Source organism: Brachybacterium sp. FME24 (genome assembly GCF_014897705.1).
GTDB lineage: Bacteria > Actinomycetota > Actinomycetes > Actinomycetales > Dermabacteraceae > Brachybacterium.
In genome coordinates this window covers 159,662-185,551 of record NZ_JABUXV010000006.1, presented here as the reverse complement: position 1 = coordinate 185,551, position 25,890 = coordinate 159,662, and the positions used below count along the sequence as shown (strand labels likewise).

Below are 25,890 nucleotides of genomic sequence, written 5' to 3'. Positions count from 1 at the left end.
ATGGCCCCATGAGAGCAGTGCGCTTCGACGCCTTCCGAGAGCAGCCCCGCCTGGTCGAGGTCCCCGATCCAGTCTGCCCGCCCCGCGGCGCGGTGATCACGGTGCACGCCACCGGCGTGTGCCGCAGCGACTGGCACGCCTGGCAGGGCCACGACGACTCGGTTCAGCTGCCGCACATCCCGGGTCACGAGTTCGCCGGCGTCATCGAGCAGGTCGGCGCCGAGGTGACGCGCTTCGCCCCGGGGGAGCGGGTGACCGCGCCGTTCATCCTCGCCTGCGGGCGCTGTGCGCAGTGCCTCGAGGGCGCCCCGCAGGTGTGCCCGGCCCAGCGTCAGCCCGGCTTCGACTTGCCCGGGTCCTGGGCCGAGCAGGTCGTGGTGATCGAGGCGGACCATAACCTGGTCGCCCTGCCCGAAGCGATCGACATGACGCTCGCCGCCGGGCTCGGCTGCCGGGTCGGCACCGCGTATCACGCCGTGCATGCGCAAGCCGCCGTGACGGCAGGGGAGAGCGTCGTGGTGTACGGCTGCGGCGGGCTGGGACTGGCCTGCGTGATGGTCGCGCTCGCCGCGGGGGCCGAGGTGATCGCGGTCGACGTCTCCGAGGGAGCCCTCGCGGCCGCCGCCCGACTCGGCGCGACAGCTCTCCCCGCCGGCCCCGGCATCGTGGATCGGGTGCGGGACGCCACCGGAGGTGGCGCCCACGTCACCATCGAGGCCCTCGGCTCCGCCGCCACCGCCCGCGAGGCCCTCGAATCGTTGCGCCCTCGCGGCCGCCACGTGCAGGTGGGGCTGCTGCTGGGCGAGGACGCCCAGCCGTCCCTGCCGATGGGCCGGGTGATCGGCCAGGAGCTGCAGATCCTGGGCAACCACGGCCTCGCGGTCTCCGAGTACCGCGCCCTGCTGGCCGACATCGCGAGCGGCCGCCTCGACCTCGGTCGCACCGTCGGTCGCGAGATCCCTTTCGCGGAGCTGCCCGCAGCGATGCTCGCCATGGACCACCCGCCCACCACCGCCGGGATGACGGTCGCGCGCCTGCGCTGAGGATCCGACCCGTCGTGCGCGAGAGGAACACCGCATCGAGCGATATACGGCGGCGCTTCGGCGGGCGGTGTCCGCTCGCTGTGGAACGATTGCGCCATGACCATCACTGCTGCTGCCGACGGCTCCGCCCTGGGCAATCCCGGCCCGGCCGGCTGGGCCTGGTACATCGACGACGACACCTGGCGTGCGGGCGGCTGGCCCCACGGCACCAACAACATGGGTGAGCTGAAAGCCGTTCTGGACCTCCTCGAGGCCACTGCTGTCGCCGCCGACCAGCACCTGCTGATCCTGTGCGACAGCCAGTACGTCATCAACTCGGTCACCAAGTGGATGCCGGGATGGAAGCGCAAGGGCTGGCGCAAGAAGGACGGCAAGCCGGTGCTGAACGTCGAACTGCTGCAGGACATCGACCGTGCCCTCGCCGGCCGCAGCGTTGAATTCGAATGGGTCAAGGGCCATTCCGGGCACGCGTTGAACGAGGCGGCCGACAAGCGCGCCAACGCCGCTGCGACGGCTTTCTCCAAGAAGCAGGACCCGACGGTGGGTCCCGGGTTCCGCGGAGAACCCGCAGGCGGCTCGGCGGCAGGCTCGACGTCGGCCGCGACGTCACCCACCACCGCCTCCTCGGCCGCAGCCCCCGCCGACGACCTCTTCAGCCTCTTCGATGCCCCGGCCGCCGACCCCGCGCCGACCAGCTGCAACACAGCCTCCGACGGCACCGTTCTGACTGCCGACGCCCCGGGGGCGACCGATTTCGAGCAGATCACCGCCCGTGAGCAGGCCCTGCTCTCCGACCTCCTGCGCGCCGACGCCCCCAGCGCCGCCGAGCTGCTCCATCCGGCCTTCACCGAGATCGGTCCCAGCGGCCGCAGCTACGACCGAGAGGCGATCCTCGCCCATCTCGCGCCCGTGCCGGGGATCGAGGCCGAGGAGTTCATCGCCGACGAGATCACCCCCGATGTGGTGCTGCTGCGCTACACCACGACCGGTCCGGACGGTGCCACCGCCCGCAGCTCGCTGTGGGTGCGCGAGCGCGATCGCTGGATGCTTCGCCACCACCAGGGCACCCCGGCCCCCGGGCGCTGATGTCCCTGATCCCGGGCACCGGCTCCGTCCCGCTGTCACGCCGCGCGGGCGGTCCCGACCTCGCACGGGGACTCGCGCTGCTGGGCATCGCGCTCGCCAACACCGTCGGCTGGCTGCACGGTTCGCAGTGGACCGTGCTGCTCAAACAGCTCGACGCCACGGTGCCGGACCGCATCGCCGATGCGCTGATCGGTCTGCTGGCCGATAATCGCGGCTTCCCGCTGTTCGCGATGCTCTTCGGCTACGGCATCGGGATCCTGTACCGCCGCTCCCGCGAGCACGGGGAGCGCACCGGGCACTTCGTGCTGCGCATGCTGCGCCGCCACGTGGCGCTGTTCGCGATCGGCCTGGCTCACGCGGTCCTGCTGTTCAGCGGGGACATCATCGTCGCCTATGCGATGGTCGGGATGCTCTGCGTGCTCCTGATGACGCGCCACCGGGTGGTGCTGCCGCTCGCCGGGCTCCTCGCCCTGCCGGCGCTCGGCGTCTGGGGCTGGGCCGACGGGACGGTCGGGTTCTTCGGGACCGACGGGTACGCCGCGGCGGCCGCTCCGGACTATCTGACCAGCCTGGGCCTGCGGACCGTGGAGGCCGGCTCCGAGGTGGTCACCACGCTGCTCAGCGACATCGGTCTGCTCGCCCCGATGGCGATCGGGGCGATCATCGCCCGGCTGCGCCTGTTCGAGGAGGTCGCCACGAATCGCGACGTGCTCGTGCCGATCGCTCGCTGGGGACTGGGGATCGGGCTGGTCGGCGCCGTGCCGCTGGTGGCGGTCCTGATCGTCGATCCCGTCCATGAGCTCCTGACCTCCGAGACCCTTCTGGGCACCCTGGGGGTCCTGCACCAGTACACAGGGCTGATCGGCGCGCTCGGTCTTGCTGCGGCGGCGTCGCTGCTGGCCGATAACGTCCGACACCGGCAGGCGAGCACAGCTGGGGCAGCGGAGCGACCGCTCGAGGCTGCAGTGCGGGGAATCGAGGCACTGGGCGCGGTGTCGCTGAGCGCCTACGTGGGCCAGTCACTCGTGTTCCTCGCCCTGTTCCCGCCCTACACCCTGGACCTCGGAGCACGCCTGGGCACGGCGGGCGCCGCCGCGATCGTCGTGGTGGTGTGGCTGCTGATGATCCCGCCGGCCATGGTGCTGCGACGCCACGGCCGACGAGGCCCGCTCGAAGTGGCGCTGAGGCGTCTGGCAGGCTCGGGCATACCCCGCGCCGCCGTGAACGCACCGGCGCGACCCCGCAGCACCGGAGGCCGCCCATGACCGTCTACGCCGACACCCCGCGCTGGCCCCGGCACGGCACCCTCTGGGGTCACCTGATCTCCGACATCTCCCTGACCCAGCTGCACGTGACCGCGGAGCGGGCGGGCCTGCCCCCGCGATCCTTCGACCTCGACCATTACGACTGGCCCGAATCCGCCCGCGAGCGTCTCGACGATGCCGGCGTCACCTTCGTCGACAATCGGGACCTGACCCGGATACTCATCGGTTCGGGCCTGCGCATCCCGCTGGTCCGTCGCCCTGCGGCCCGCGCGGCGCGCAGCGCGGAGCATGCCGCGCGGCTGGGCCTGTCCGCTGTCCCGCGGGATCTGATCCACGGCCTGATCGGGCACGTCGATCCGCTGCCGCCGGCGGACCTCGCTGCCCCCGCCGCCTTCCGCCTGACCCGGGACGACCCATCGGCCGCGCCGCGTGTCGAGACGCACGACGAGGCGGGACGCCGCGCCGCCGAGGCACTGCTCAAGGAGCTGGATGCTCGGGCCCGTGCCACGGGCGAGGCGGCATTCATCGGTCAGGTGCTCGCGGACGGGGCCTGAGCGGCGGGAATCCTGCCGCGGTCGGCGCCCGAGGTCACTCTTCGGTGGGCGATTCCGTCGGACGGTCCTGCATGGACGGATCGGTCAGCGCGCGCGCCTGATCCGGGCCGGCACGGTGCTGCGGCTCGATCTCGGTGCCCGGCAGCTCCACCCAGAAGGTGGCGCCACCTCCCGGGGTCTCCGCGACACCGATGCTGCCGCGATGCTGCTGCACGATCGTGGCCGCGATCGAGAGGCCCAGGCCGGCGCCGCCGCCCTGCGTGGCCGAGCGCACGCGCGAGGAGTCCGTGCGGTAGAAGCGCTCGAAGACCTTCTCGCGCTGGTCGTCGTCGATGCCCGTGCCATGGTCCCGGATCTCGATCAGCACGGTGCCCTGCTCCGTGTAGCCCACGGCGATCTCCACCGGGGACCCCTTGGGCGTATGCCGGTTCGCATTGCCCACGAGGTTGAGGATGACCTGGCGCAGGGAGGCCTCGTCGCCCAGCACCCCGATCGATAGATGGGGGTGCACGGACACCGGCATCCCGGACAGTGAGACGACCATGACCTGGCGCGACGGATCCAGGGCACGCAGGTCCTGGGCAGCGTCGAAGAGGGCGTCGGTGAGGTCGACCGGAGTGAGGGCGAGGTCGGGGTTCTCGTCCAGTCGGGCCAGTCGCAGCAGGTTCTCGACCAGGGAGCCCATGCGCCGGGCCTCGTCCTCGATCCGGCGCATCGCCGAGGCGACGTCGTCGTCCGACGGAAGAGCGCCCATCCGGTACAGCTCGCCGAAGCCGCGGATCGCGGCCAGCGGGGTGCGCAGCTCATGGGAGGCGTCGCCGACGAACCGGCGCATCCTGGCCTCGGAGAGGGTGGCATGCTCCTCGGAGGCCGACTGCGCGGCGAAGGACTGCTCGATCCGCACCAGCATCTCGTTCAGCGACAGGGCGAGAGCGTTGACCTCGAGGCTGGTCTCGGTCACGGGGACGCGCCGGGAGAGGTCGCCGCCGGCGATCTGCGAGGCGGTGGACTCGACGTCCTGCAGGGGTTCGAGGGCGCGATGGGTCATGTAGCCGCCCAGTCCCATCCCGACCAGCACCACGAGGGTGCCGACCAGCACGATGATCAGTGCCATCTCGTGCATCGTGCGATCCACGCCGGTCAGGGGGAGGGCGACGTACACGCTGCCCTTGTCGGGACCGGAGTTGAGCATCGCCACGACCCGCCACCGGTTCTCCGAGGAGTCCAGCACGGTGAACGGCCGCCCCCCGCGCTGGATGATCTGCTCATCGCTGAGGTTCGGGAAGGTCACCCTGACGTTGTCGTCGCCGTAGAGGATGACGGAACGCCTGATCGCGTTGCCCTGGTCGTCGCGGATCTCCACCGCGTACTCCACGGGGGTGTACACGCTGTTCTGGGCGGCGGCCTCACCGTCGGAGAGCTCGTGCTGCGCGAGGGTGAGCATCTCGCCCATGCCCGACTGGAGGTTGTTGTCGACGGACTGGATCAGGGTCCGGTTCAGCAGGAAGAGCGAGAGGCTCCCGGTGATGACGACGCCGACGACCAGCAGCAGAGAGATCAGCGCGACGATCCGTGTCCACAGGGACACGGGCCGCTCGGTGCGCAGGGTCGGCAGCGCCAAGCGTCAGCTGCTTTCGGCGGCGCGCAGCACGTATCCGATGCCGCGCTTGGTGTGGATCATCGGGTCGCCGATCACGTCGATCTTGCGACGCAGGTACGAGATGTAGGACTCCACGATGCCGACCTCGCCGGACCAGTCGTAGTCCCAGACATGGTCGAGGATCTGCGTCTTGGACACGACGCGACCGGCGTTGAGCATGAGGTAGCGCAGGAGCTTGAACTCGGTGGGGGAGAGCTCGATCGTGACGTCCGCTCGGTAGACCTCGTGGGAGTCCTCGTCGAGACGGAGATCTCCCACCACCAGCGAGCTGTCGACGGTCGGGTCCTGCCCGCCATGGGTGCGGCGCAGCACTGCCCGGATCCGGGCGACGACCTCCTCCAGGCTGAACGGCTTGGTGACGTAATCGTCGCCGCCGACCGTGAGCCCGGCCACCTTGTCCTGGGTCTCGTCGCGCGCGGTGAGGAACAGGATCGGGTACTGCTCACCGCGATCGCGCAGTCGGCGCGTCACCGTGAAGCCGTCCATGTCCGGCAGCATGACGTCGAGGACGACGAGGTCGGGCTGGTGCTCGGTGGCCTCGCGGATCGCTTCGTTCCCGGTGGAGGCGGTGAACACCTCGAAGCCGGCGAAGCGCAGGGAGGTCGCGAGCAGGTCGCGGATGTTCGGCTCGTCGTCGACGACGAGCAATCGGGCCTCGAAATCTTGTTCTGGAGTCGTGTTCATGCCCCCCACCGTGCTCCTGCTGCTTGGGAATCGTCTGGACGTCGCCTGGACGAGGTCAGCGGGCAGCGCGCTGGATCTTCTCCTGCTGCTTGCGCATCTTGCGGATGGTCCAGCTCATCTGGATCATCCGCACCGAACCGACCAGGGCCATGACCAGTGCGCCTGCGATCGCCGCGAGCAGCATGGCCACGCCGAGGGGAAGATCGAAGGTCGCGTTGAAGTACTCGAAGCCGGCGGTCTCGCTGTTCTGGATCACGAAGATCAGCAGGAGGACCAGCACGATGGCGCCGAGGATCAGGGAGATCCACACGCCAGCCGTCTTGCCGCCCGAGGAGGTGGGCGCCAACGACCCGGCGTCGGGCTGGTCCGCGGCGCGGCGACCGGGACCGGGCTCCTGGGAGCGAGGGGACCCGTTCGTCTCATCGACAGGGTCGACAGGATCTGCGGCGCGGCGACCGGCGGCGGGCTCGGAGGTGCGCGGCCGGGTCGCGGGAGCGGGGGTGCGCTCGTCCGCGACGGGACGCGGCGTCTCCGGGGCGCGGTCGACAGGACGGTCCGTGTTCTCGGGTCCGGTGCTCATGGTCGCTCCTCGATGTCGGGTCCTGGGCCTGCTCCGCGCGGCCTTCGGGGAAGGTCGCCGTGGAGAACACTCTAGCGATCCTGGGGGTTTGCCGTACGGAGGCTCTCAGCCCGCCTCGGCCGCGGCCTCCAGCTCGTCGGCGTCCACGATCGTGTAGGCGTACCCCTGCTCCGCGAGGAAGCGCTGCCGGTGGGCCGCGTAGTCCTGATCCTGGGTGTCACGCATCACCACGGTGTAGAAGTGCGCGGTGCGACCGTCGGCCTTCGGACGCAGCAGGCGTCCCAGTCTCTGAGCTTCTTCCTGACGCGATCCGAAGGCTCCGCTGACCTGCACTGCGACCGAGGCCTCGGGGAGATCGATGGAGAAGTTCGCGACCTTGGAGACCACCAGACGCGAGACCTCGCCGGCGCGGAAGGCGTCGAACAGCTCCTGGCGCCGCTTGACGGGGGTCTGCCCGGTGATGAGGTCCGCCTGCAGGTGCGCGGCGAGCTCCTCGAGCTGGTCGATGTACTGACCGATCACCAGCATCGGCTCACCTTCATGGCGCTGCGCGATCTTCTCGACGACCTCGAGCTTCGCCGGATGCGCGGCGCCGAGCCGGGGCCGGTCGGTCGCCTCGGCCATCGCGTAGGCCATGCGGTCCGCCGAGGGCATCGTGACCCGCACCTCGGTGCAGTCGGCCGGCGCGATGTACCCCTGCGCCTCGATGTCCTTCCACGGGGCGTCGTAGCGCTTGGGCCCGATCAGGGAGAACACCTCGCCCTCGCGGCCGTCCTCCCGCACCAGCGTCGCGGTCAGGCCGAGGCGCCGGCGGGCCTGCAGATCGGCGGTCATGCGGAAGACCGGGGCGGGCAGCAGGTGGACCTCGTCATAGATGACCAGTCCCCAGTCCCGGGCGCTCATCAGCTCCAGGTGGGGATGGATGCCGTTGCGCTTCATGGTGAGGACCTGGTAGGTGGCGATGGTGACCGGGCGGATCTGCTTGGTGGCACCGGAGTACTCGCCGATCTCGTCCTCGGTGAGGGTGGTGCGCTTGAGCATCTCCGTCTTCCATTGCCGGGCCGAGACCGTCGAGGTCACCAGGATCAGCGTGGTGCGCTGCATCGCAGCCATGGCCCCGGCGCCCACCAGCGTCTTGCCGGCGCCGCAGGGGAGCACCACGACGCCGCTGCCGCCGTGGCGGAACCCGTCGATCGCCTCGGCCTGATAGGGGCGCAGCTGCCAGTCCTCCTCGCGCAGGGAGATGGCGTGGGCCTCGCCGTCGACGTACCCGGCCTGGTCCTCGGCGGGCCAGCCGAGCTTGAGCAGCGCCTGCTTGAGGGCGCCGCGCTCGGAGGGGTGGACGATCACGGTCGACTCGTCGAGCCGGGCGCCGAGCATCCCCTGGATCCTTTTCGCGCGGGAGACCTCCTCGAGCACCGCGGCATCCAGAGCATGCAGCACGAGGCCGTGCGTGGGGTGGGACTGCAGCTGCAGTCGCCCGTAGCGGTCCATCGTGTCCGCGACATCGATGAGCAGGGAGTGGGGCACCGGGTAGCGGGAGTTGTCCACCAGGGCAGCGACCACCGATTCGGCGTCGTAGCCCGCGGCGCGCGCGTTCCACAGTCCGAGATCCGTGATGCGGTAGGTGTGGACGTGCTCAGGGGCCCGCTCGAGCTCCGCGAAGGCGGCGATCGAGGCCCTTGCGGCCTGCGCTGTCGGGTGCGCGACCTCGAGCAGGAGGGACTTGTCGCTCTGGACGATGAGGGGGCCGTCGGTCATCCCCTCAGGCTACGCGCGGGCCGGCCCCGCGGGGCCGGCCCGCTGGTGTGAGGGCGGCCTCTCAGGGGGATGACGCTCTCGGCGGATCCGGAACGCGCTCCGCCCGGGCGACATGCGTTCCACCGGAGTCCAGGACCGCCGGGGATCTGCTCAGCCGCGGGCGGGTTCGGGCAGTTCGCGTCCCGACAGTCGCTCGTACATCCCGACCTGGAACAGGACGGCGAAGGGGATCAGCGCGATGAACGTGATGAGGAACGCGCCGACGACCCCGCCGATCACGGCGAGCACGAGGCACGCGAGGATCGTGGTGCCCAGATTGTTCTTCGCCAGGGTGAAGCTCTCCTTGACGGCAGCGACCGGGGAGGCCCCGCGCGCAGCGGCCGGGATGGCGAACATGAGCATCACGGTCGCGATGAGACCGGGGATGTAGAGCAGGATGAAGCCGACCGTTGTGATCGCCATGACCAGCAGCGCGGTGAGGATGATCCGCATCGGGCCCACCATCGCCTGTCCGAGGCGGGGGCGGCCGCCCTCGAGGACCACCACGCCGGCCCGGGCGGAGCCCGACTGCCACAGGAGGCTGAACGGGATGGTCAGCAGGCCGGCGACGAAGGCGGCGGCGTAGAAGGACAGCAGTGCGCCGAGCTCCGCAGCCTCGGAGGTCGTGGCCGCATCCAGCTGCGGGATCATGACGGCGAGGCCCACGCCCATCCCACCGGCGATGAGGAGGAACACCACGACCGTGTAGATCAGCCCGGCGACGAGGAATGCGACGGGGTTGCGCAGCAGGGTGTTGCCGGCGAATTGCAGCGCTCCGCCGAGATCGGCGCCCAGGTCGGTGCCGGGGGCGGGGCCGGAGACCGGCCCTCCGGCGGCAGGGCCCGCCGCAGCGGGAGGCTGGCCGAAGGGCGCGCCCGCGCCCTGAGCAGGATCCGAGGCCGACGGCTGACCCCAGGCGCCCTGTGCAGGCTCCTGGACAGGCGGCTGGCCCCACGCGTCCTGTGCAGGCTCCTGGACGGGGGACTGGCCCCACGCACCCTGCGCGGGCTCCGGTGCGGGCTGCTGTCCGTACGGCCCAGGACCGGGGGACTGCGCGGGCCGGGCGTAGGGATCGTTCGGGGGAGTGGGGATGCTCATCACGTGGCTCTCTCGCGGGGTGGGGCGCCCCCGATCGTGGGGTGTCGCCCTGCGGGACGCGCCCACGGTACCGCGTCGGCCCGTCGTCGGCCCCTTCCGAGCACCCGGCGGAGGTTGGCCGGTCCCTGATCGGAGGTCGAGCGCGGGAAGGGGCTTCGGAGGCAAGGGCTGGCACGCTCGGCGCTCATCGCCCGCAGTTCACTAGGATGGTCCGCGATGGACCGGGCCCGCCGTCCGCCGAGTGCCTCGGCGCTGCGTTCCGGCCCGGCTCGACAGTCACCTGATCTGAGGAGAACCCATGGCTAGCTTCGCTCCGTCCCCCACCGATGTGGCAGACATCGGCGTCACCGGTATGGCGGTGATGGGCTCCAACCTGGCCCGCAACTTCGCCCGCAACGGCTTCAAGGTCGCCATCCACAACCGCAGTGTCGGCAAGACCGAGAAGGTCATCGCCGATCACGGCACCGACGGCGAGTTCTACCCCTCGGAATCCATGGCAGACTTCGTCGCCTCCCTGCAGAAGCCGCGCGTCGCGCTCATCATGGTCAAGGCCGGCAAGCCGACCGACGCCGTGATCGACGAGCTCGCCTCCCTCATGGAGGAGGGCGACATCATCGTCGACGCCGGCAACGCCCTGTTCGGCGACACCCGTCGTCGTGAGGCCGCGCTGCGCGAGAAGGGACTGCACTTCGTGGGCTCCGGCGTCTCCGGTGGCGAGGAGGGCGCCCTGAACGGCCCCTCGATCATGCCCGGCGGCACCAAGGAGTCCTACGACCGCCTCGGCCCGATGTTCGAGAAGATCTCCGCGAAGGCGGAGGACGGTCTGCCCTGCTGCACCCATGTGGGTGCCGACGGCGCCGGCCACTTCGTGAAGATGGTCCACAACGGCATCGAGTACGCCGATATGCAGGTCATCTCCGAGGCTTACGACCTCATGTCCAAGGCGCTCGGCAAGGGCGCCACCGAGATCGGCGACGTGTTCGAGCAGTGGAACAAGGGCGACCTCGAGTCCTTCCTCATCGAGATCACCGCCGAGGTGCTCCACCACACGGACGTCACCACCGGCAAGCCGTTCGTGGACGTCATCCTCGACCGCGCCGCCCAGAAGGGCACCGGCGCCTGGACCGTGCAGACGGCCCTGGACCTCGGCGTCCCGGTCACCGGCATCGCCGAGGCCACCTTCGCCCGTTCCGTCTCCGGCTCCACGCCGCAGCGCGAGGCCGGCCGCAAGGCGCTTCCCGCCGAGGCGCAGACCCTCGAGATCGCCGACGAGGCCCAGTTCATCGACGACCTGCAGAAGGCGCTCTACGCCGCGAAGCTGGTCTCGTACTCGCAGGGCTTCGACGAGATCGCCGCGGGCGCTGAGGAGTACGACTGGGACATCGACCTGGGCGCCATGGCCCGGATCTGGCGCGAGGGCTGCATCATCCGTGCTCGCTTCCTGAACCGCATCACCGAGGCCTACGAGCGGGACGCGAAGCTCCCGCTGCTGCTGAGCGACGAGTACTTCACCACCGAGATCGCCAAGTGCATCCCGGCGTGGCGTCGTGTGGTGGCCTTCGCGGCCGCCAGCGGCTACCCGGTGCCGGTGTTCTCCTCGACCCTGTCGTACTACGACGCGGTCCGCGCCGAGCGCCTGCCCGCAGCCCTGGTCCAGGCCCAGCGTGACTACTTCGGTGCCCACACCTACCAGCGTGTCGACGCCGAAGGCACCTTCCACGTCGAGTGGTCCGAGGACCTCCGCGAGACCAAGCAGGACTGATCACCGCCGGTGCGGGTGACCTGACACCCGTACCTGACGCGCAGAAGGCCCGGACCATATCGGTCCGGGCCTTCTGCTTCGACAGCTTCGGGAACTGATCCCTCAGCGCGCCGATGCGATGATCAGTAGGTCTCGAAGCTCGCCGAGAAGGCGCCCGTGAGCAGCAGGATGACGTTGAGGCCGATGACCAGCACCACCCAGATGATGTAGGCGATCCATCCCCACTTGTAGAATTTGTTCGCGGCCGCAAGATCAGTATCGGCCTTGGTCAGGCCGAGGATCGCGAGGACGATCGTGATGATGTTGAAGAAGCAGAGGACCGACACCACGAGCTGCACGATCCACTTGGTCTTGGACACGGGTGCCTGCGCGCTGGGAGCAGCGGCGTTGAAGTTCTGGTTGGTCATGGTGGTGGTCCCCTTCGAGGTTCCTGCGGGTTGAGTCCCCTGAGCGTGTACTCGGTGAACGCCGCGGGTCCTATCCGCTCAGCGCCGTGGGAAAGCATAACCATGGGAGAACCCTGTATGGCGATGGGGAGGACTGCCCATGGCGTGCCCGATGCGCGCATCGGTGGCGTCTCAGCCGAGAGTCACCCGATGCACGAGCACGGTGAACTCCTCGCTGCGGCCCGCTTCTCGGGCCCGCAGACGGCCGCCCTCGAGGGAGACTGGACGGGCCTGCTTGACGACCACGCCGCCCCGCCCGTCCACGATCCCCAGGGCGATCTCGCTGCCCTGGGCGATCGCGTCCAGCAGCCGATCGGTGACCGAGAGGTCGGCGGCGCCGTCCTCCGCCGCGCGGATCCGAGCCACTGCCTCGGCCGCTGGGAGACGCAGCTCCGGGCCACCGACCGTCACCAGGTCGGGATCGACGGGGCCACCGGGCAGTGAGTGGGCGAGCTCCGCCCCGGCGGTGCGTCCGTCGGGGCCGACGGCCTGCGGGGAGAGGCCCGCCTGTCGGGCGACCTGCAGCGCGAATCCGGGATCCGAGAGGGTCACGGCGACCGTCGGGGCCAGGCGACGCAGGGACAGGGCCGAGGCTTCCGGGGCGACCTGCAGCAGATCCAGCACCTCGGCCTCCGCGGTCAGCACCGTGGTCGCGCGGGAGACCTGGACCCGGCCGTGGCGACGCTGCTCGTCGCGCAGCAGGTAGGTCAGCCCCTGCGGGACCGGGGAGCGGGAGACCTCCTCCAGCAGTGCCAGCAGGGCGTCGCCGTCCCGTCCGGCACCGAGTGCACGCCGCACGGAGGCGGCACTGAACCGCAGCGTGAGGGCACCTCCCCGGGAGACGACCTCGGCCCAGTCCAGCAACACGAGCAGGCGTTCGGAGGGGCGACCGGGGATGACCACGGTGAGGTCGGCATCCAGCAGCACCTCGTCCACCGGTGCCGGGGCCGCCTCGCGCAGGGCTCCGGCCAGACGGGCATCGGCCTGGGTGATGTCCTCGTCGAGTGCCAGCACCAGCGCGTGGCCGAGCACGGTCAGGGCGCCGCTGTCGAGCACCCCGAGGGCCTCGCCCTCCAGCAGCAGCGCCGCCGTCTCCTCGTCGATCACCTCGGCGGGGACCAGAGGGAAGGCCCAGGCCAGCGAGAGTGCGAGGGACTCCTGCGTGGCCGCGACACCGGGGCAGGTGCGCAGGGTGCGCAGCAGGCTTCCACGGCGGGTTCGCACGCCGTCACGCCGGGTGAGGTCCGACAGCAGCGAGCGCCCGGTGCCGGAGGAGTCCGGGGTGCCGACGACCGCGGCGAGATGGTGGCCTCGTGCCCAGGCCAGTACGAGCTCGGCCCAGCGCTGCTCGGCGGGCTGCAGGCGGTGGGCGTCCCAGTCGCGGGTGGGATGCCACTCCTGGCCGTCGTGACCGATCAATCCGGCCTGCCAGGCGGACTGCAGAACGGTCGCGTAGGTCAGCAGGGGGGTGTCGGCGCGGTCCGCGAGCCGTCGCAGATCGCGTTGCGGGAGACCGCCGCGGCGCAGCACCCCGGGCGGGTCCTCGTCGAAGCTGCGCACGGTGCCCAGCAGCCGAAGCGCGTCGAAGGCCCGCTCGACCGCCTGCGCGGAGCGGGACCCCGGGATCCGTTCGGTGACCTCGGGCCCGTCCGGGGTGGGGCGCTGCGCGGCGTGGCTGCGGCGCACGCGAGAGCCGCGCAGGGCCAGATGGACAGATCGGGGGATGCGCAGGGCGCCGTCGTCATCCGCCGCGACGATCCCGGCCCCCAGCAGGGCCGCCGCGAGGCGTCCTCGGCCCTCCACAGCGGCCGGACCCCAGGCCAGAGCCTCGAGCACCTCGGGCATGGTCTCGGCGGCCGCGGCCACCCGGCGTTCCGCGTCCGCTGCGGAGGGGTCCTCCGGGGCCGCGGGGGCGAGACCTGCAGGAGCGCGCAATCCCTCGCGCAACGGTCGGATCAGATGAAGTTCGTCCTCGCCCCAGAGGACGGCGAGCGTGGTGAGTCGTTCGAGCGAGGGAGAGATCGTCGCGGGATCGCAGGAGACTGCCTCGGCGAGCGCGCTCGGGGAGGCGCCGTCCTCGAGCACGGCGAGCGCTTCGACCAGATGCAGCTCCGGCAGCGTCAGTGCGCCGAGCGCACCGCGGGCCGAGGTGGCACCGGCGGCGCGGGCCGCGAGCGGGCCCAGCCCCTTGGGTGGGGGCGAGGAGAGATCCGGTCGGGCGACGAGCAGAGCCTCCAGGCGGTCGTCGCCGAACCGTCGCAGAGAGTCCGCAAGGGACCGGATCACAGCGGTCATGGTGGGAACCAGCATAGGGTGAACCAGCTGCGCGGGTCGCAGGGTCCGCACAGGGTGCGTGGGCCCGGCAGCTCGCCCCCATAGCCCAATCGGCAGAGGCGGCCGCCTTAAAAGCGGCACAGTGCGGGTTCGAGTCCCGCTGGGGGCACGCGGACGCCTGGCTCACTGCGCTCGAGCCGCCGTGCTCGGGCCACAATGGAGGGCATGCACGAGACTTCCCGGACTTCCTCCGCCTCCGACCCGCTCGCCGCACGTCTGGACGGGGTTCTCGCCCGCCTCGATGCCGCCGCCCAGCGGTCAGGTCGCGACGGCCGCGAGATCACGATGCTGCTGGCCACCAAGACCCGCACCCCCCAGGAGATCGCCACGGTGGTCGACCTGCTGCGCGCGCGGGATCGACGGATCGCGGTGGGGGAGAACCGTGCACAGGAGATCGCCAAGCACTCCGATCCGCTGCTGGTGGACAACGGGGTGCCCCGTCACTTCATCGGCCGCCTGCAGACCAACAAGGCCCGCGACGTGGTTGCTTTCGCGGAGATGATCCACAGCGTGGACCGCGCGGACATCGCCGACGCCCTCGAGCGCCGGGCCGCGACGGCGGGGCTCGTGCGCGAGGTGCTCGTGCAGGTCAACACCTCCGGCGAGGAGTCCAAGGGCGGTTTCGCGCCGACCCTCGAGGCCCTCGGTCCGATCATGGAGCGGTTGCGCGCGAGCGGATCCCTTCGACCGGTCGGCCTGATGACCATCGGCGCGAACACCAGTGACGACGAGACGGTCCGAGCCTCCCTGCACGGCCTCCGAGAGCTGCGGGACCAGGCGCGTGAGCAGCTCGACGTGCCGGAGCTCGTCCACCTGTCGATGGGGATGAGCGGCGACCTCGAGATCGCTGTCGAGGAGGGAGCGACGATCGTGCGGGTCGGCTCGGCGATCTTCGGTGCTCGTGCCTGAGGGGCCCGTTCAGTCAGCTCACTCCGGGCCGACGAGGGCCTGAGGCAGTCCGTACTCGTGCGTGAGGACCTCGCAGGCGGCGCCGACGGCGATCAGGTCGGTGCCGCGAGTGGAGAGCATCACCTCGACGTGGATCCATGGTTCTGCCTGCAGGCTCTGTGTGAGTGCCCGGCGGATCGCCTCCATCGACCGCGCGTGGTGGGCGTACACCGTGCGCCCGCCGAGGACCACGCGATCCACATCCACCAGGCGCACGAGGTTGAGCACCACTGTCGCCAGCACCTGGGCGGCGAGCTCCGCATCGCCGTCGTCCAATGCGGCCTGGTATTCGGCCTGCGCGCAGCCGAACCGTCCGCAGGAGCAGGGGGTCCCGCCCATCCGCACGACCGTGTGCCCGGCTTCGCCGGCGTGCGAGTGCGCTCCGCGCACGATCACGCCGTCCAGGCACAGGCTCGCGCCCAGGCCGTCCTCCACCAGCACCAGCGCCGTGTTGCGCAGCAGCCCCGGTTCGGACCAGGTCTCGCCGACCAGGGCGGCGCGGGAGTCGTGATCCAGCAGGACCGGGAGTCCGAGCTCCTCGGCCAGGAGATGCCGGATCGGGGTGCCGCGCCACGGGTCCGGCTCGGAGGAACCGCGGTAGACCCCCTCGGTCCAGTCCACCGGCCCCGGCATCCCGAGGCCGGCACCGAGCAGCTCGCCGGGACCGACGACGGCCAGCTCGCGGGCCTCGGCGGCGAGGGTCGCGATCAGTTCCGGCACGGGCTGCAGGTGGCCGGTCTCGAGCTCTCGCCGTTCCAGGATCTCGCCGGTGAGATCGACCACCACGCCGTGCACCCGTGAGCGGGTCAGGTGCAGGCCGATCGCGCGCCGGGACGAGGGGACGATCCGGTACAAGGTGGTGGGCTTGCCAGGTCCCGAGACGATCGTGCCGGCCTCCGCCACCAACCCGCGGTCCATCAGGCGGCCCAGGATCTTGGAGACGGCCTGAGGGGTGACCTGCAGGGCCTGCGCGACGTCTGCCCGGGAGACGGGGTCGCCCCGGCGCGCGACGGCGAGGACGGCGGCGTCGTGCGCACCCGCTACGCGGTCCAGAGGGCTGGTCGGTCTCACGCCGGTCATCTTCGCACGGGGCCCGGCGACGCAGCGTTCCGCGTCGCGGAGGCGTCGACGGCGCGACCCGGTGTGACGCGGATCGACCCACCCACCCCCTTGACGTAACGCAACAGCGTTTGCTTATCCTGGTGCTGGGTCGATGGAGCCCGCCTGCACCTTCCCGCTCCCGAACGTCGAGGAACCCTGATGACCACTGTCGACGACACCCGCACCGCTTCCCCGCCTCTGACCCCTGCCCGCCGCCGGTTGGCGCTGTTCGCCATCGCCCTGGGTGGCTTCGGCATCGGCGGCTCCGAGTTCGTCTCGATGGGCCTGCTGCCCGGCATCGCGCACGGCCTGATGCCCGAGGTCATGGCCTCCGACCCGGAGACGGGCATCGCCCACGCAGGTCTCGCCATCACCGCCTACGCCCTCGGCGTGGTGGTGGGAGCCCCCGCGCTCGCCCTGCTCTCGGTGCGCTGGAGCCGCTCCTCGATGATCGTCGCGCTCGCCGTCGCCCTCGCGGCGGGCACCTTGCTGTCCGCGGTGATGCCCACCTTCGAGCTCACGGTGTTCGCCCGCTTCCTCGCCGGCATTCCCCACGGCGCCTACTTCGGTGTCGCCTCCCTGCTCGCCGCCTCGCTGATGGGGCCCGGGAGCCAGGGCAAGGGCACGGCTCTGGCCCTGTCCGGGCTCACCGTGGCCAACCTCATCGGCGTGCCCATCCTGACCGCCGTCGGACAGGCCGCCGGCTGGCGCTCCGTCTACCTGCTGCTGACCGGGGTCTTCCTGGTCACCGTGGCGGCTCTGTACCTCACCGTTCCCCGGCAGGAGAAGGTCGAGGGTCGCCGCATGCTCGACGAGCTGGTCGCGCTGCGCCGGCTCCAGCTGTGGATCGTCATCGGCATCGCCGCGATCGGCTTCTCCGGCGCCTTCGCGGTCTTCAGCTACATCGCGGACATCACCACCGAGGTCACGGGCGCCCCCGCCAGCGCCGTCCCATGGGTGCTGGCCGCCGCAGGACTGGGGATGACCATCGGCAACGTCATCGGTGGCGTGACCACCGACCGCTCCCTGAACGGCACCCTGCTGATCGGCTTCCCGCTGTACATCACGGCGCTGGTGGCACTCTTCCTGGTCGCCCACAGCTCGTTCACCGCCCTCGTGGTCGGCTTCTTCGTGGTGAACCTGGTCAACTCCTCGCTGAGCCCGGCGATGCAGACCTGGATGATCCGCATCGCCCACCGCTCCGAGCTGCTCGGGGCATCGATGAACCAGGCCGCGTTCAACGTCGCCAACGCCCTGGGCGCGACCCTCGGCGGCGCGGTGATCGCCGCCGGCTTCGGCTACGAGGCCCCGATGATCGTCGCGATCGTGCTGGCGAGCACCGGGTTCGCGATGGTCGTCGCGACCCTGGTGGCCCTGCGTGTCCGAGCTCGCCGCACCCTGGCTGTGCTGGACAGCAACGAGCTCGCGACCACCGGCTCGATCCCCGCGGTGCCCGCGAGCGTCTGATCACGAGCCTTCGGGCCTGCGGGCCTGGGGGCCTGGGGGCCTGCAGGCTCCGCGGGTGCAGCCGGGCCTGGATTCTGCGGCGCGTCACACACGGTCATCCCGCTCCGGAGTCGACGTGCCCGGTGGCTAGGGTGGAATCGGAAGCTGAGTCATCGACCCGACCCTCGTGGAGGCCCCGTGCATATCCAGACCGCCGCCGTGCATACCCTGCGGGACCACGAGCACGGAGCCGTCGTCCCCCCGGTGCACCTCTCCTCGACCTTCGAGCTCGATCCCGGCAGCGAGGACGGCGCCTACGCCTACCAGCGTGGATCCAATCCCACCCGGGCGCAGTTGGAGACGGTCCTGGCGACCCTCGACGGCGCCGCCCACGGCTTCGCCTTCGCGTCCGGGATGGCCGCCACCGCCGCCTCGCTGTCCACCCTCACGGTGGGCGATGAGGTGATACTGCCGGCCAGCGTCTATGGCGGCACCTACCGCTTCGTCGACCTCGTGCTGCCCGGCCGTGGGGTCACCGGGCGCTTCGTGGACGATCTCGGCGCGCTCACCGACGAGGACTTCACGCCGGCCACCAAGGCGATCTTCATGGAGACCCCCGCGAACCCCACGCTGCGGATCACCGACCTGCGCCGACTGGTCGAGCTCGCCCATCGCCACGGCGCCCTCGTGATCGTCGACAACACCTTCATGACGCCGGTGCTGCAGAAGCCGCTCGACCTGGGGGCCGACGTCGTCGTCCAGTCCGCCACCAAGTACCTCGCCGGGCACTCGGATCTGCTCGCCGGCGCCATCACCACGAACGACCCCCACCTCGCCGAAGCCTTCGCGCTCGCCCAGAAGGCGCAGGGCGGCGTGCTGGCCCCGGGCGAGTCCTTCCGACTGATCCAGGCGATCAAGACCCTGCCCCTGCGCCTGGAGCGCCAGCAGGACAATGCGATCGCGATCGTCGACTTCCTGCGTGGCCACGAGGCCATCCGCGAGGTCTGGTACCCGGGCTCGTACAGCGAGGACGAGGCGCGGGTCCACGCCTCCCAGGCCACCGGGACCGGCGCTGTGCTCTCCTTCGAGCTCGCGGCAGGGCTGGACCGCGTCGCGTTCCTGCGCGCCCTGCGGTACCCCGCCTGCGCGGTCAGCCTGGGCGGGGTCGAGTCGCTCATCTGCCGCCCGTCGGCCATGACCCATGAGGCCATGACCCCGCAGGCGCGCGAGCGGGCAGGCATCTCCGAGGATCTGCTGCGGCTGTCCGTGGGCATCGAGAACGTGGACGACCTGATCGAGGACCTCGATCACGCCCTGCGCGCTGCTCGCTGAGAGCGGATTCCACGTCCAGCCCAGGCACGGGAATCGCCGGTAGGATGGACGAGTCGGTGCGCCGGGGACCCTCCAGCATGCACCCCGACGTCGGCCCACCATCTCTCGTGAGGAGCGCCATGGCACGCCACAACATCGTGTTCGGCCAGGACCAGGCAGTGCAGCAGGGGCGGAACTACAACGCCCCCCAGTTCGGTCAGTCGCAGGGCGGACCGGCCCAGGGGACCCAGTGGTCCTCAGGGTTCGACCAGCAGGGCGGCGACCAGCTCGAGGCCATGTACGCCCGCCCGGCTGCGACCGGTCAGGACACCGGCCGCATGACCATGCGGGACGCCCTGAACGCGATCACCGCGACCCTCGGCCTGATCGTGGTCGTCGGGTTCGTCATCGCCGTGACCCCGATGCTGCTCGGCGTGGTCGCCGGGGAAGCGGGACAGCAGCTCGGCCTGCTGATCGCCGGGGCCGCCACGCTCATCGGGCTCATCGGCGGTCTGGTCCTCGCCCTGGTCAACATCTTCAAGAAGCAGCCCTCAGCGGTCCTCGTGCTCGCCTACGCCGGGTTCGAAGGCCTGCTCCTGGGCGGCATCAGCGGGACCATGGAGAACATCTACCCGGGCATCGCCCTGCAGGCCGTGCTCGGCACGCTCGCCGTGGCCGGCACCGTGCTGGTGCTGTTCCGGATGGGGATCCTGCGCACCTCCCCGGCCCTGAACAAGATCTTCATGGTCGCGATGATCGCGTACCTGATCTTCGGTGTCGTCAACATCGGCTACCTGCTGATCTCCGGCACCAGCCTGCGCGAAGGCGTCGTCGGTCTGATCATCGGCGGCCTCGCCGTGGTCATGGCCTCGTACTGCCTGGTGATGGACTTCGAAGATGTCCAGCGCGCCGCCAGCGCCGGTGCTCCCCGCAACTACGCGTGGCGCTGCGCCTTCGGCCTCGCCGCCACCATGGTGTGGCTGTACATCGAGATCCTGCGGATTCTCGCGATCCTTCGCGGCAACTGACGCAGCGCTCGGGCAGCGGCACCCGCTCGACCGTATGCTGACACGGCGGGTCCCCAGGTCGGGGGCCCGCCGTTCCGGTGTCCGAAGGAGGGGCTGATTCATGGCTGAGGCGTGGCAGTGGCTGCTCGACCACGGGGTGGTCGTGGCGACCTATGCCTTCCTGGTCGTGGACGTGATCCTGCGGATCCTCGGTCTCCTCCTGGTGCCGCGCAATCGTCGCCCGGGCTCGGCGCTGGCCTGGCTGATGGCGATCATGATCTTCCCGCTGATCGGGTTCCCCCTGTACCTGATCCTGGGCAAGGCCGAGCTGCCCCGGAAGCGACGCGAGAAGCAGAAGATCGTCAATCGCCTGATGCATGTGCGGGCGCAGAGCATCCCTGACAGCGAGCTCGACGCCGACGCCCCCAGCTGGCTGCAGTCCGCCGTGCGGTTGAACCGAGAACTGGGCGCGTTCCCGCTCACGGGCAACAACTCCGCCGATCTGGAGATCGACTACAAGACCTCGATCGCCCGCATGGCCGCGGATATCCGCACCGCGCAGCGTGAGGTGCACGTCCTGTTCTTCACCATGGCGCTCGACGACGTCACCGAGGATTTCTTCGCAGCGCTCACGGAGGTCTCCGAGCGCGGTGTCACCGTGCGGGTCCTCTACGACCACTGGGGGTCGCTCAGCCACGGCTCGGTCTACCGGGCGATGCGGCGACGCCTGAACGCCCATGGGATCGAGCACTACCCGATGATGCCGATCAAGCCGTTCAGCGACGGCGCCTTCCAGCGCCCCGACCTGCGCAACCACCGCAAGCTGCTGATCGTGGACGGCCAGATCGGCTGGATGGGCAGCCAGAACATGATCGCGGCCCACTACAACAAGCGGTCCAACATCCGTCGCGGGCTGCACTGGCAGGAGACGATGGCGCGTTTCCGGGGGCCGATCGTCTCGGAGATGAACCTGCTGTTCTCCACCGACTGGTACTACGAGGCCTCGGAGCAGCTGTCGCTGGAGACTGTGGTCACGAGGCCGTCGGACACCTCCGGGGGCTACGAGTGCCAGCTGGTCCCCAGCGGACCGGGTTTCGTGTTCGAGAACAATCTGCTCCTGCTGAATCAGCTGTTCTATTCGGCGAGAGACCGCATCAGCGCCGTCAGCCCCTATTTCGTGCCCGACGAGTCCATGCTGTCGGCGCTCATCACCGCCGCTCGCCGCGGGGTGGAGGTCGAGCTGTTCGTCTCGGAGATCGGCGATCAGTTCCTGGTCTTCCACGCCCAGCGCTCGTACTATTCGGCGCTGCTCGAAGCGGGCGTGAAGATCTGGCTCTACCGGGCCCCGACGATCCTGCATGCCAAGCACGTGACCATCGACGATTCGGTCACGGTGATCGGCTCCTCGAACATGGATATCCGCTCGTTCCTGCTGGACATGGAGAGCTCGATGATGATCGGTGGCACCGACTTCATGGGGAAGATGCACGTGGTCGAGGACGTCTACCGGTCCTGCAGCCGGGAGCTCACGCTCAAGGAATGGAACCAGCGGCCGATGCCGATGATGATCCTGGACAACCTCTGCCGGTTGGCCTCCGCCGTCGTCTGAGCGGGACCCTCAGGGTCTGTCCGGTCACCCGGAGAGGGCGGTCAGGGAGGTATAGGCCTCGTCGGCCGCTTCCTCGTGTGCGGTGACCCCGACGGCGGTCTCGGTGATCAGAGCACTGGGTCCCTGCTCGGTATCGAGCACCACCACGACGATCTCGCTGGCGTCGGTCTTCTCGAGATCGTCGGAACCGAAGTTGACCATTGCCCGGGTCTCGTAGCCGGGCATCCCGGCGACCGTCACGGGCTGGGTGGTCTCGTCGTCCCACGTGCGCTCGCGGGCCTGCTCGCCCCAGTTGCCATCGGTGAAGAAGCACTTCGCGATCTTCTGGGAGGCGACCTCGTTGCCCGGGTACTCGACGTCGGGCTGCCATTCGACCTTGCCGACCGTGATCGTCGAGATCCAGCTGTCCTCGACTTCGCCGTAAGCGATCTGGGAGTCGTTGACGAAGTGGGCGTAACCGCTGGAGCCCCGGCCGCTGTATGCCGCCGGGGGGATGAACTCGAGGCCCCCGCCGCGCAGTTTGCTGGAGGGGTTCGAGGAGGTCCGCTCGTATTCGGGCTCGAAGCAGCGCTGCTCCACCACCTCCGTCGGTTCGCCGGAGGGCTCAGGATCCTGTGAGGTGCTCTCGGGGTCCACCGGTGTCGCCGAGGCCGACGTCGTGTCACCGGCCTGGTCTCCGCCACCGGTCGGACGCAGTACGAGGTACCCCACGGTGGCGCCCACGATCAGCAGGAAGACGATGGCGAAGGCGAGGGCGCCGATCAGCAGTGCGCCCCCGCGCCCGCCGCCCGGGCCGGGGCTCTGCGGCTGGGTCGAGGTGTACTGCGGTCCGCTGTCCACGGGCTGCTCCTTCTGCGGTCGCTCGCGACTGCCGCGGCGTCACTCCACGACGTCGAGGCTGGCGATGATGTCTTCGAGTTCCTGGACGTGTTCGGGCTGGTCGGCCGCGACGTCGCTGGCCAGGGCGCTGGGACCGTTCGGGCCCTCGACGACGACAGCAGTCACGACCGAGGCGCTCGAGGTCTCGAGGATCTCGGGATCCTCGAAATGATAGGTGGCCTGCACGATCCAGGCGGGGTGGCCATCGACCGTCGTGGCCTCGGAGCGGTAGTCCGTGACCTCGGGGTGCTCCCCGAAATAGGAGACGACGCCCGACGTGGTCGCGTAGCACTGGAAGATCGCGACCCCGGCGGTCTCCAGACCGGGGTAGCCGCCCTCGTCCTCCGGCCAGACCACGCGACCGAGGTTGACGACGCTGAACCAGCTGCCCTCGACCACTCGGGCCTGGGCGTCGGTCTCCGTCAGATATGGAAGGTAGGACGACCCCCAAGGATGCTCCCAGGTCTCCGGGACCGTGTACTGCAGGTCCCCGCCCCGGATGGTGCCGGGGTCCGCTTTCGCCGCCGGGGTGCCGTCCTCCGGCATCGTGCAGTTCGTGGTGGGCTTCTCGGTGAAGATCGGCGGGGGAGGAGCGATGTCGGGTTCCTCCGGATCGGGCACGTACTCCGTCTGCCCCTCACCGGTGCGCTCGGCGGTCTTGTACGCGGTGGGATCGTCCTCCTCCAGGACGGAGCGGAACACCGTCTGCGACAGCACCAGAGCGATGACGGCGAGCAGCACGACGCTGGAGGCGATGACGCTGAGCACGATCGCGAGGGTCCGGTTGCGAGTGCGCTGACCGGGTTCGCCGAGGGTGACGCCCTGATCGGCAGCCCCGTGGTCGGGAAGCCCGCCCTCCTCGTGACCGGTGAAGTCGGGCAGGCCGGAGCCCGCCGGTCGCTGATCGCCGCCGTGCGGATCCTGAGTCATCGCCACCTCCCCGGCGCGGAGGGCCCCATGCCCCCGTTTCGGGACCCTCGTCCCCGGGTGATTCTCGCACGCTCGTCGCGATGCGTGCCCTCACAGGATAGGGAGTCGGAGCCGCGCAGGAGCGACCAGTCGCGGTTGGTACTCTCCGGGCACATGGCCGACGGAGCCTCCTGCTCCGGCCCCGGCCTCGACGGATGGAGTCCGCATGCGCCCGCCTCTGGTCTTGACGATCGCCGCCTCCGACTCCGACGGTGCCTCGGGCATCCAGGCGGATCTGAAGACGTTCACGGCGCTCGGGGTGTACGGCGCCAGCGCCGTCAGCATGGTCTGCGCCGTGAACACGCAGGGGCACACGGGCATCCACTATCTTCCCGGCGACGTGGTCCGCAGCCAGATCGACGCCGTCGCCTCCGATCTCTTCCTCGACGCCACCAAGATCGGCGGCCTGGGCAGCGCCGCCGTGGTCGAGGCCGTCGCCGGCGCGGTGCGGGAGCATCGGGGACGACTGGGGCGACTCATCCTCGATCCTGTGATGGTGGGCAGCGACGGTGCGCCGCTGATCTCCGCCCAGGGTGCTCGCGCGCTGCGGGAGTCCCTGCTGCCGCTGGTGGACGTGCTGACGCCGAACATGGCCGAGGCGGCCCAGCTGCTGGGCAGGCCGCTGGCGACCTCGATCGACGAGATGCGCGACCAGGCGCTCGCGCTGCAGGCGCTGGGCCCGCCAGCCGTGCTGGTCACCGGAGGACGCCTGGTGGACGACGACGCGGTCGACGTGCTCGTCCACCCCGGCGGCACCGATCTGCTGCGCGCCGACCGCGTGCCCGACCGGCACGTGCGCGGGGCTGGTTCGACCCTGTCGGCCGCGATCGCGGCGCAGCTCGCACGCATCGAGGAGTTCGATCGCGCCGGTGAACTGGGGGACAGCGGTCAGAAGGGGGCCGACGACGACCTGGTCACCATCGTCGCCTCGGCCCGCGAGTTCCTCGCCAGCGCCATCGACAACGCCCGGGACTGGAAGGTCTCGCGCAGCAGTGGCAGCGGCTACGGTCCCCTGAACCACCTCATCACGCTCGACAAGGCCTGAGCGACGTCACCGCTGGAGCAGTCCCAGCCCGTCCTTGAGGGCGAGCATGCGGCCCGCGGACTCCTGGATCCGCTGTTCGTTCTCGGGGCTCTGCCGGGCCCAGTCCTCGATCGCGTCGACCAGCTCGCCGGTGAGCGAGGCGTCCGCGGTCACCACCACGTCCCCGCCCGCCTCGAGCAGCCGCGTGGCACGCTCGGCGACGGGGATGGCCGCGACGGCTTTCGCAGCACCGATGTCGTCGGTGACCACGAGCCCGTCGAAGCCGAGCTGCCCGCGCAGCAGCTCCTGGATCGCGACGCGCGAGAACATCGCGGGGACGCCCGCCTCGAGCTGCGGGTAGATCGCCGAGGACATCATCACCAGCTGCGCGCCGGCATCGATCCCCGCGGTGAAGGAGTCCAGGAACGGGTCCTCGGGCCCGGTCGTGGGGTCTTCGATGCCTTCGGCCGAGAAGTCGGTGTTCTGGTCCACCCGTCCCAGGCCCGGGAAATGCTTGAGGGTGGCGGCGACGCCCTGCGCCGCCAGCGCCTCGACTGCCGCCGCCACGCAGGCTCCCACCTGCTCGGGATCCGTTCCGAAACCACGGTCGAGACCTCCGACGGGCTCGTTGGCGTCGCCGAGGGCGGGGTCGACGACATCGGCGACGGGGGAGAGGGCCACCTGGATCCCGCGCGCAGCGAGGTCCTCCCCGATGACCGTGTATGCCTCGGAGACCGCGCTCGGGCCGTCGGAGCCGAGCTCCTCGGCCGACGGCGTCCGACGGGCGGCGTCCCCGCGCAGCATCCGCACCTGGCCACCTTCCTGGTCGACCGCGATCAGCGGCGGCAGATCGACCCGAGATCCCTCGCGGGCGGTGGCCACGGCGTCGTCCACCGCGGAGGGGCTCTCCCAGACCTGCAGCAGGAAGACCCCACCGGCGTGGTGCTCGGTGAGCACTGCGGGGGGAATCTCGCTGCCGGCGGGGATGCCGACCAGGACCAGTTGGCCGGCCAGCTCCCGGGGCGAGAGCTCCGCGAGCAGCTCCTCCGCGGCGGTCGGTGGCGCAGCGGTCGTGGTCGGGCGGCCGGTCGGTTCGGCGGTGGTGTCGTCACCCGTCGCTTCGGGGTCACCCGGGCCGGTCGCCTCCGGATCACTCGGCGGATCCTCGCCCTGCGGGGTACAGGCGGCGAGCGCGGCCGCGGGGGCCATGGCGAGGAGATGGCGTCGGCGCATGGCGCCAGTCTTCCACGCGGCGCCGACGGTCTGCGAAGGAGTGACCTGGGG

General features: G+C 70.5%; 22 protein-coding genes and 1 tRNA gene. 12 read left to right on the top strand and 11 right to left on the bottom strand.

All coding sequences use genetic code 11. The annotated features are described in order from the left end of the window. Nucleotides 1-8: 8 nt before the first annotated feature. The 4 genes from INT51_RS08765 to INT51_RS08750 all read left to right on the top strand — a co-directional run bounded on the left by INT51_RS08765 (nucleotide 9) and on the right by INT51_RS08750 (nucleotide 3,948). Nucleotides 9-1,043 (top strand): alcohol dehydrogenase catalytic domain-containing protein, encoded by a 1,035-nt coding sequence (locus tag INT51_RS08765; protein ID WP_193104913.1) that lies wholly within the window; start codon nucleotides 9-11, stop codon nucleotides 1,041-1,043. A 96-nt stretch (nucleotides 1,044-1,139) separates the two neighbouring features. Next, on the top strand, nucleotides 1,140-2,129 hold the full coding sequence (locus INT51_RS08760) for a ribonuclease HI family protein (protein ID WP_193104912.1): 990 nt from the start codon (nucleotides 1,140-1,142) through the stop codon (nucleotides 2,127-2,129). Continuing rightward, a complete protein-coding gene (locus tag INT51_RS08755; protein WP_193104911.1) occupies nucleotides 2,129-3,394 on the top strand; it encodes a DUF418 domain-containing protein in 1,266 nt (421 codons plus the stop codon). Before INT51_RS08760 ends, INT51_RS08755 begins: the two co-directional genes overlap by 1 nt. After that, nucleotides 3,391-3,948: a DUF4031 domain-containing protein gene (locus tag INT51_RS08750; protein ID WP_193104910.1), complete on the top strand. Its 558-nt coding sequence runs from the start codon at nucleotides 3,391-3,393 to the stop codon at nucleotides 3,946-3,948. Before INT51_RS08755 ends, INT51_RS08750 begins: the two co-directional genes overlap by 4 nt. A 34-nt stretch (nucleotides 3,949-3,982) precedes the next feature. On the opposite strand, the gene INT51_RS08745 is transcribed toward INT51_RS08750, so the two are convergent. The 5 genes from INT51_RS08745 to INT51_RS08725 form a co-directional block, all read right to left on the bottom strand. Further along, complete coding sequence (locus INT51_RS08745) at nucleotides 3,983-5,569, bottom strand: HAMP domain-containing sensor histidine kinase (RefSeq protein WP_193104909.1); 1,587 nt, start codon at nucleotides 5,567-5,569, stop codon at nucleotides 3,983-3,985. A 3-nt stretch (nucleotides 5,570-5,572) separates the two neighbouring features. Further along, nucleotides 5,573-6,292, bottom strand: a complete 720-nt coding sequence (locus tag INT51_RS08740; protein WP_193104908.1) for a response regulator transcription factor — start codon at nucleotides 6,290-6,292, stop codon at nucleotides 5,573-5,575. Between the two features lie 55 nt (nucleotides 6,293-6,347). Further along, nucleotides 6,348-6,872 (bottom strand): lipopolysaccharide assembly LapA domain-containing protein, encoded by a 525-nt coding sequence (locus tag INT51_RS22205; RefSeq protein ID WP_226832130.1) that lies wholly within the window; start codon nucleotides 6,870-6,872, stop codon nucleotides 6,348-6,350. Between the two features lie 105 nt (nucleotides 6,873-6,977). After that, nucleotides 6,978-8,633, bottom strand: coding sequence for a DNA repair helicase XPB (locus INT51_RS08730; RefSeq protein WP_193104907.1), 1,656 nt, complete (start codon nucleotides 8,631-8,633; stop codon nucleotides 6,978-6,980). A gap of 150 nt (nucleotides 8,634-8,783) precedes the next feature. After that, nucleotides 8,784-9,770 (bottom strand): hypothetical protein, encoded by a 987-nt coding sequence (locus INT51_RS08725; protein ID WP_226832129.1) that lies wholly within the window; start codon nucleotides 9,768-9,770, stop codon nucleotides 8,784-8,786. 298 nt (nucleotides 9,771-10,068) lie between these two features. Here INT51_RS08725 and gndA point away from each other — a divergent pair, with 298 nt between their 5' ends. Further along, nucleotides 10,069-11,532 carry an NADP-dependent phosphogluconate dehydrogenase gene (gene gndA / locus INT51_RS08720; RefSeq protein ID WP_193104906.1) on the top strand — a complete coding sequence of 488 codons (1,464 nt, stop codon included), beginning with the start codon at nucleotides 10,069-10,071 and terminating at the stop codon, nucleotides 11,530-11,532. 122 nt (nucleotides 11,533-11,654) lie between these two features. Here gndA and INT51_RS08715 read toward each other — a convergent pair whose 3' ends face one another. Continuing rightward, nucleotides 11,655-11,939: a hypothetical protein gene (locus tag INT51_RS08715; protein WP_193104905.1), complete on the bottom strand. Its 285-nt coding sequence runs from the start codon at nucleotides 11,937-11,939 to the stop codon at nucleotides 11,655-11,657. 171 nt (nucleotides 11,940-12,110) lie between these two features. Then, nucleotides 12,111-14,273, bottom strand: a complete 2,163-nt coding sequence (locus tag INT51_RS08710; protein ID WP_193104904.1) for a helicase-associated domain-containing protein — start codon at nucleotides 14,271-14,273, stop codon at nucleotides 12,111-12,113. Between the two features lie 74 nt (nucleotides 14,274-14,347). Here INT51_RS08710 and INT51_RS08705 point away from each other — a divergent pair. Both INT51_RS08705 and INT51_RS08700 read left to right on the top strand, forming a co-directional pair. Beyond that, nucleotides 14,348-14,421: transfer RNA gene (locus INT51_RS08705), tRNA-Leu, on the top strand. A 56-nt stretch (nucleotides 14,422-14,477) separates the two neighbouring features. After that, nucleotides 14,478-15,221: a YggS family pyridoxal phosphate-dependent enzyme gene (locus INT51_RS08700; protein WP_193104903.1), complete on the top strand. Its 744-nt coding sequence runs from the start codon at nucleotides 14,478-14,480 to the stop codon at nucleotides 15,219-15,221. Between the two features lie 18 nt (nucleotides 15,222-15,239). Here the strand turns inward: INT51_RS08700 and INT51_RS08695 are convergent, their stop codons facing one another. Further along, entirely contained in the window at nucleotides 15,240-16,340 is a 1,101-nt protein-coding gene (locus tag INT51_RS08695) for an ROK family transcriptional regulator (protein ID WP_193104902.1), read from the bottom strand. 180 nt (nucleotides 16,341-16,520) lie between these two features. Here INT51_RS08695 and INT51_RS08690 point away from each other — a divergent pair, with 180 nt between their 5' ends. From INT51_RS08690 to cls, 4 genes are all read left to right on the top strand, one after another. Beyond that, nucleotides 16,521-17,828, top strand: a complete 1,308-nt coding sequence (locus INT51_RS08690) for an MFS transporter (protein ID WP_193104901.1) — start codon at nucleotides 16,521-16,523, stop codon at nucleotides 17,826-17,828. Nucleotides 17,829-18,005: 177 nt separating this feature from the next. Then, entirely contained in the window at nucleotides 18,006-19,139 is a 1,134-nt protein-coding gene (locus INT51_RS08685) for a PLP-dependent aspartate aminotransferase family protein (RefSeq protein WP_193104900.1), read from the top strand. Between the two features lie 119 nt (nucleotides 19,140-19,258). After that, on the top strand, nucleotides 19,259-20,146 hold the full coding sequence (locus INT51_RS08680) for a Bax inhibitor-1/YccA family protein (protein ID WP_193104899.1): 888 nt from the start codon (nucleotides 19,259-19,261) through the stop codon (nucleotides 20,144-20,146). A 100-nt stretch (nucleotides 20,147-20,246) separates the two neighbouring features. Next, complete coding sequence (gene cls / locus INT51_RS08675; protein ID WP_193104898.1) at nucleotides 20,247-21,734, top strand: cardiolipin synthase; 1,488 nt, start codon at nucleotides 20,247-20,249, stop codon at nucleotides 21,732-21,734. Between the two features lie 24 nt (nucleotides 21,735-21,758). On the opposite strand, the gene INT51_RS08670 is transcribed toward cls, so the two are convergent. Both INT51_RS08670 and INT51_RS08665 read right to left on the bottom strand, forming a co-directional pair. After that, nucleotides 21,759-22,574: a hypothetical protein gene (locus INT51_RS08670; RefSeq protein WP_193104897.1), complete on the bottom strand. Its 816-nt coding sequence runs from the start codon at nucleotides 22,572-22,574 to the stop codon at nucleotides 21,759-21,761. 39 nt (nucleotides 22,575-22,613) lie between these two features. Further along, complete coding sequence (locus tag INT51_RS08665; RefSeq protein ID WP_193104896.1) at nucleotides 22,614-23,543, bottom strand: hypothetical protein; 930 nt, start codon at nucleotides 23,541-23,543, stop codon at nucleotides 22,614-22,616. Between the two features lie 205 nt (nucleotides 23,544-23,748). Between INT51_RS08665 and thiD the strand changes: the two genes are divergently transcribed. Next, entirely contained in the window at nucleotides 23,749-24,627 is an 879-nt protein-coding gene (thiD, locus tag INT51_RS08660; protein WP_193104895.1) for a bifunctional hydroxymethylpyrimidine kinase/phosphomethylpyrimidine kinase, read from the top strand. Between the two features lie 6 nt (nucleotides 24,628-24,633). Here the strand turns inward: thiD and INT51_RS08655 are convergent, their stop codons facing one another. Continuing rightward, a complete protein-coding gene (locus tag INT51_RS08655; protein WP_193104894.1) occupies nucleotides 24,634-25,839 on the bottom strand; it encodes a glycoside hydrolase family 3 protein in 1,206 nt (401 codons plus the stop codon). Nucleotides 25,840-25,890 lie beyond the last annotated feature (51 nt).

What these genes read in the sequence shown, in the direction of transcription:
- INT51_RS08765 (WP_193104913.1), top strand. Translation starts at nt 9, where the DNA reads ATGAGAGCAGTGCGCTTCGACGCCTTCCGAGAGCAGCCCCGCCTGGTC.
- INT51_RS08760 (WP_193104912.1), top strand. Translation starts at nt 1,140, where the DNA reads ATGACCATCACTGCTGCTGCCGACGGCTCCGCCCTGGGCAATCCCGGC.
- INT51_RS08755 (WP_193104911.1), top strand. Translation starts at nt 2,129, where the DNA reads ATGTCCCTGATCCCGGGCACCGGCTCCGTCCCGCTGTCACGCCGCGCG.
- INT51_RS08750 (WP_193104910.1), top strand. Translation starts at nt 3,391, where the DNA reads ATGACCGTCTACGCCGACACCCCGCGCTGGCCCCGGCACGGCACCCTC.
- INT51_RS08740 (WP_193104908.1), bottom strand. Translation starts at nt 6,292, where the DNA reads ATGAACACGACTCCAGAACAAGATTTCGAGGCCCGATTGCTCGTCGTC.
- INT51_RS22205 (WP_226832130.1), bottom strand. Translation starts at nt 6,872, where the DNA reads ATGAGCACCGGACCCGAGAACACGGACCGTCCTGTCGACCGCGCCCCG.
- INT51_RS08730 (WP_193104907.1), bottom strand. Translation starts at nt 8,633, where the DNA reads ATGACCGACGGCCCCCTCATCGTCCAGAGCGACAAGTCCCTCCTGCTC.
- INT51_RS08725 (WP_226832129.1), bottom strand. Translation starts at nt 9,770, where the DNA reads ATGAGCATCCCCACTCCCCCGAACGATCCCTACGCCCGGCCCGCGCAG.
- gndA (WP_193104906.1), top strand. Translation starts at nt 10,069, where the DNA reads ATGGCTAGCTTCGCTCCGTCCCCCACCGATGTGGCAGACATCGGCGTC.
- INT51_RS08715 (WP_193104905.1), bottom strand. Translation starts at nt 11,939, where the DNA reads ATGACCAACCAGAACTTCAACGCCGCTGCTCCCAGCGCGCAGGCACCC.
- INT51_RS08710 (WP_193104904.1), bottom strand. Translation starts at nt 14,273, where the DNA reads ATGACCGCTGTGATCCGGTCCCTTGCGGACTCTCTGCGACGGTTCGGC.
- INT51_RS08700 (WP_193104903.1), top strand. Translation starts at nt 14,478, where the DNA reads ATGCACGAGACTTCCCGGACTTCCTCCGCCTCCGACCCGCTCGCCGCA.
- INT51_RS08695 (WP_193104902.1), bottom strand. Translation starts at nt 16,340, where the DNA reads ATGACCGGCGTGAGACCGACCAGCCCTCTGGACCGCGTAGCGGGTGCG.
- INT51_RS08690 (WP_193104901.1), top strand. Translation starts at nt 16,521, where the DNA reads ATGACCACTGTCGACGACACCCGCACCGCTTCCCCGCCTCTGACCCCT.
- INT51_RS08680 (WP_193104899.1), top strand. Translation starts at nt 19,259, where the DNA reads ATGGCACGCCACAACATCGTGTTCGGCCAGGACCAGGCAGTGCAGCAG.
- cls (WP_193104898.1), top strand. Translation starts at nt 20,247, where the DNA reads ATGGCTGAGGCGTGGCAGTGGCTGCTCGACCACGGGGTGGTCGTGGCG.
- INT51_RS08665 (WP_193104896.1), bottom strand. Translation starts at nt 23,543, where the DNA reads ATGACTCAGGATCCGCACGGCGGCGATCAGCGACCGGCGGGCTCCGGC.
- thiD (WP_193104895.1), top strand. Translation starts at nt 23,749, where the DNA reads ATGCGCCCGCCTCTGGTCTTGACGATCGCCGCCTCCGACTCCGACGGT.
- INT51_RS08655 (WP_193104894.1), bottom strand. Translation starts at nt 25,839, where the DNA reads ATGCGCCGACGCCATCTCCTCGCCATGGCCCCCGCGGCCGCGCTCGCC.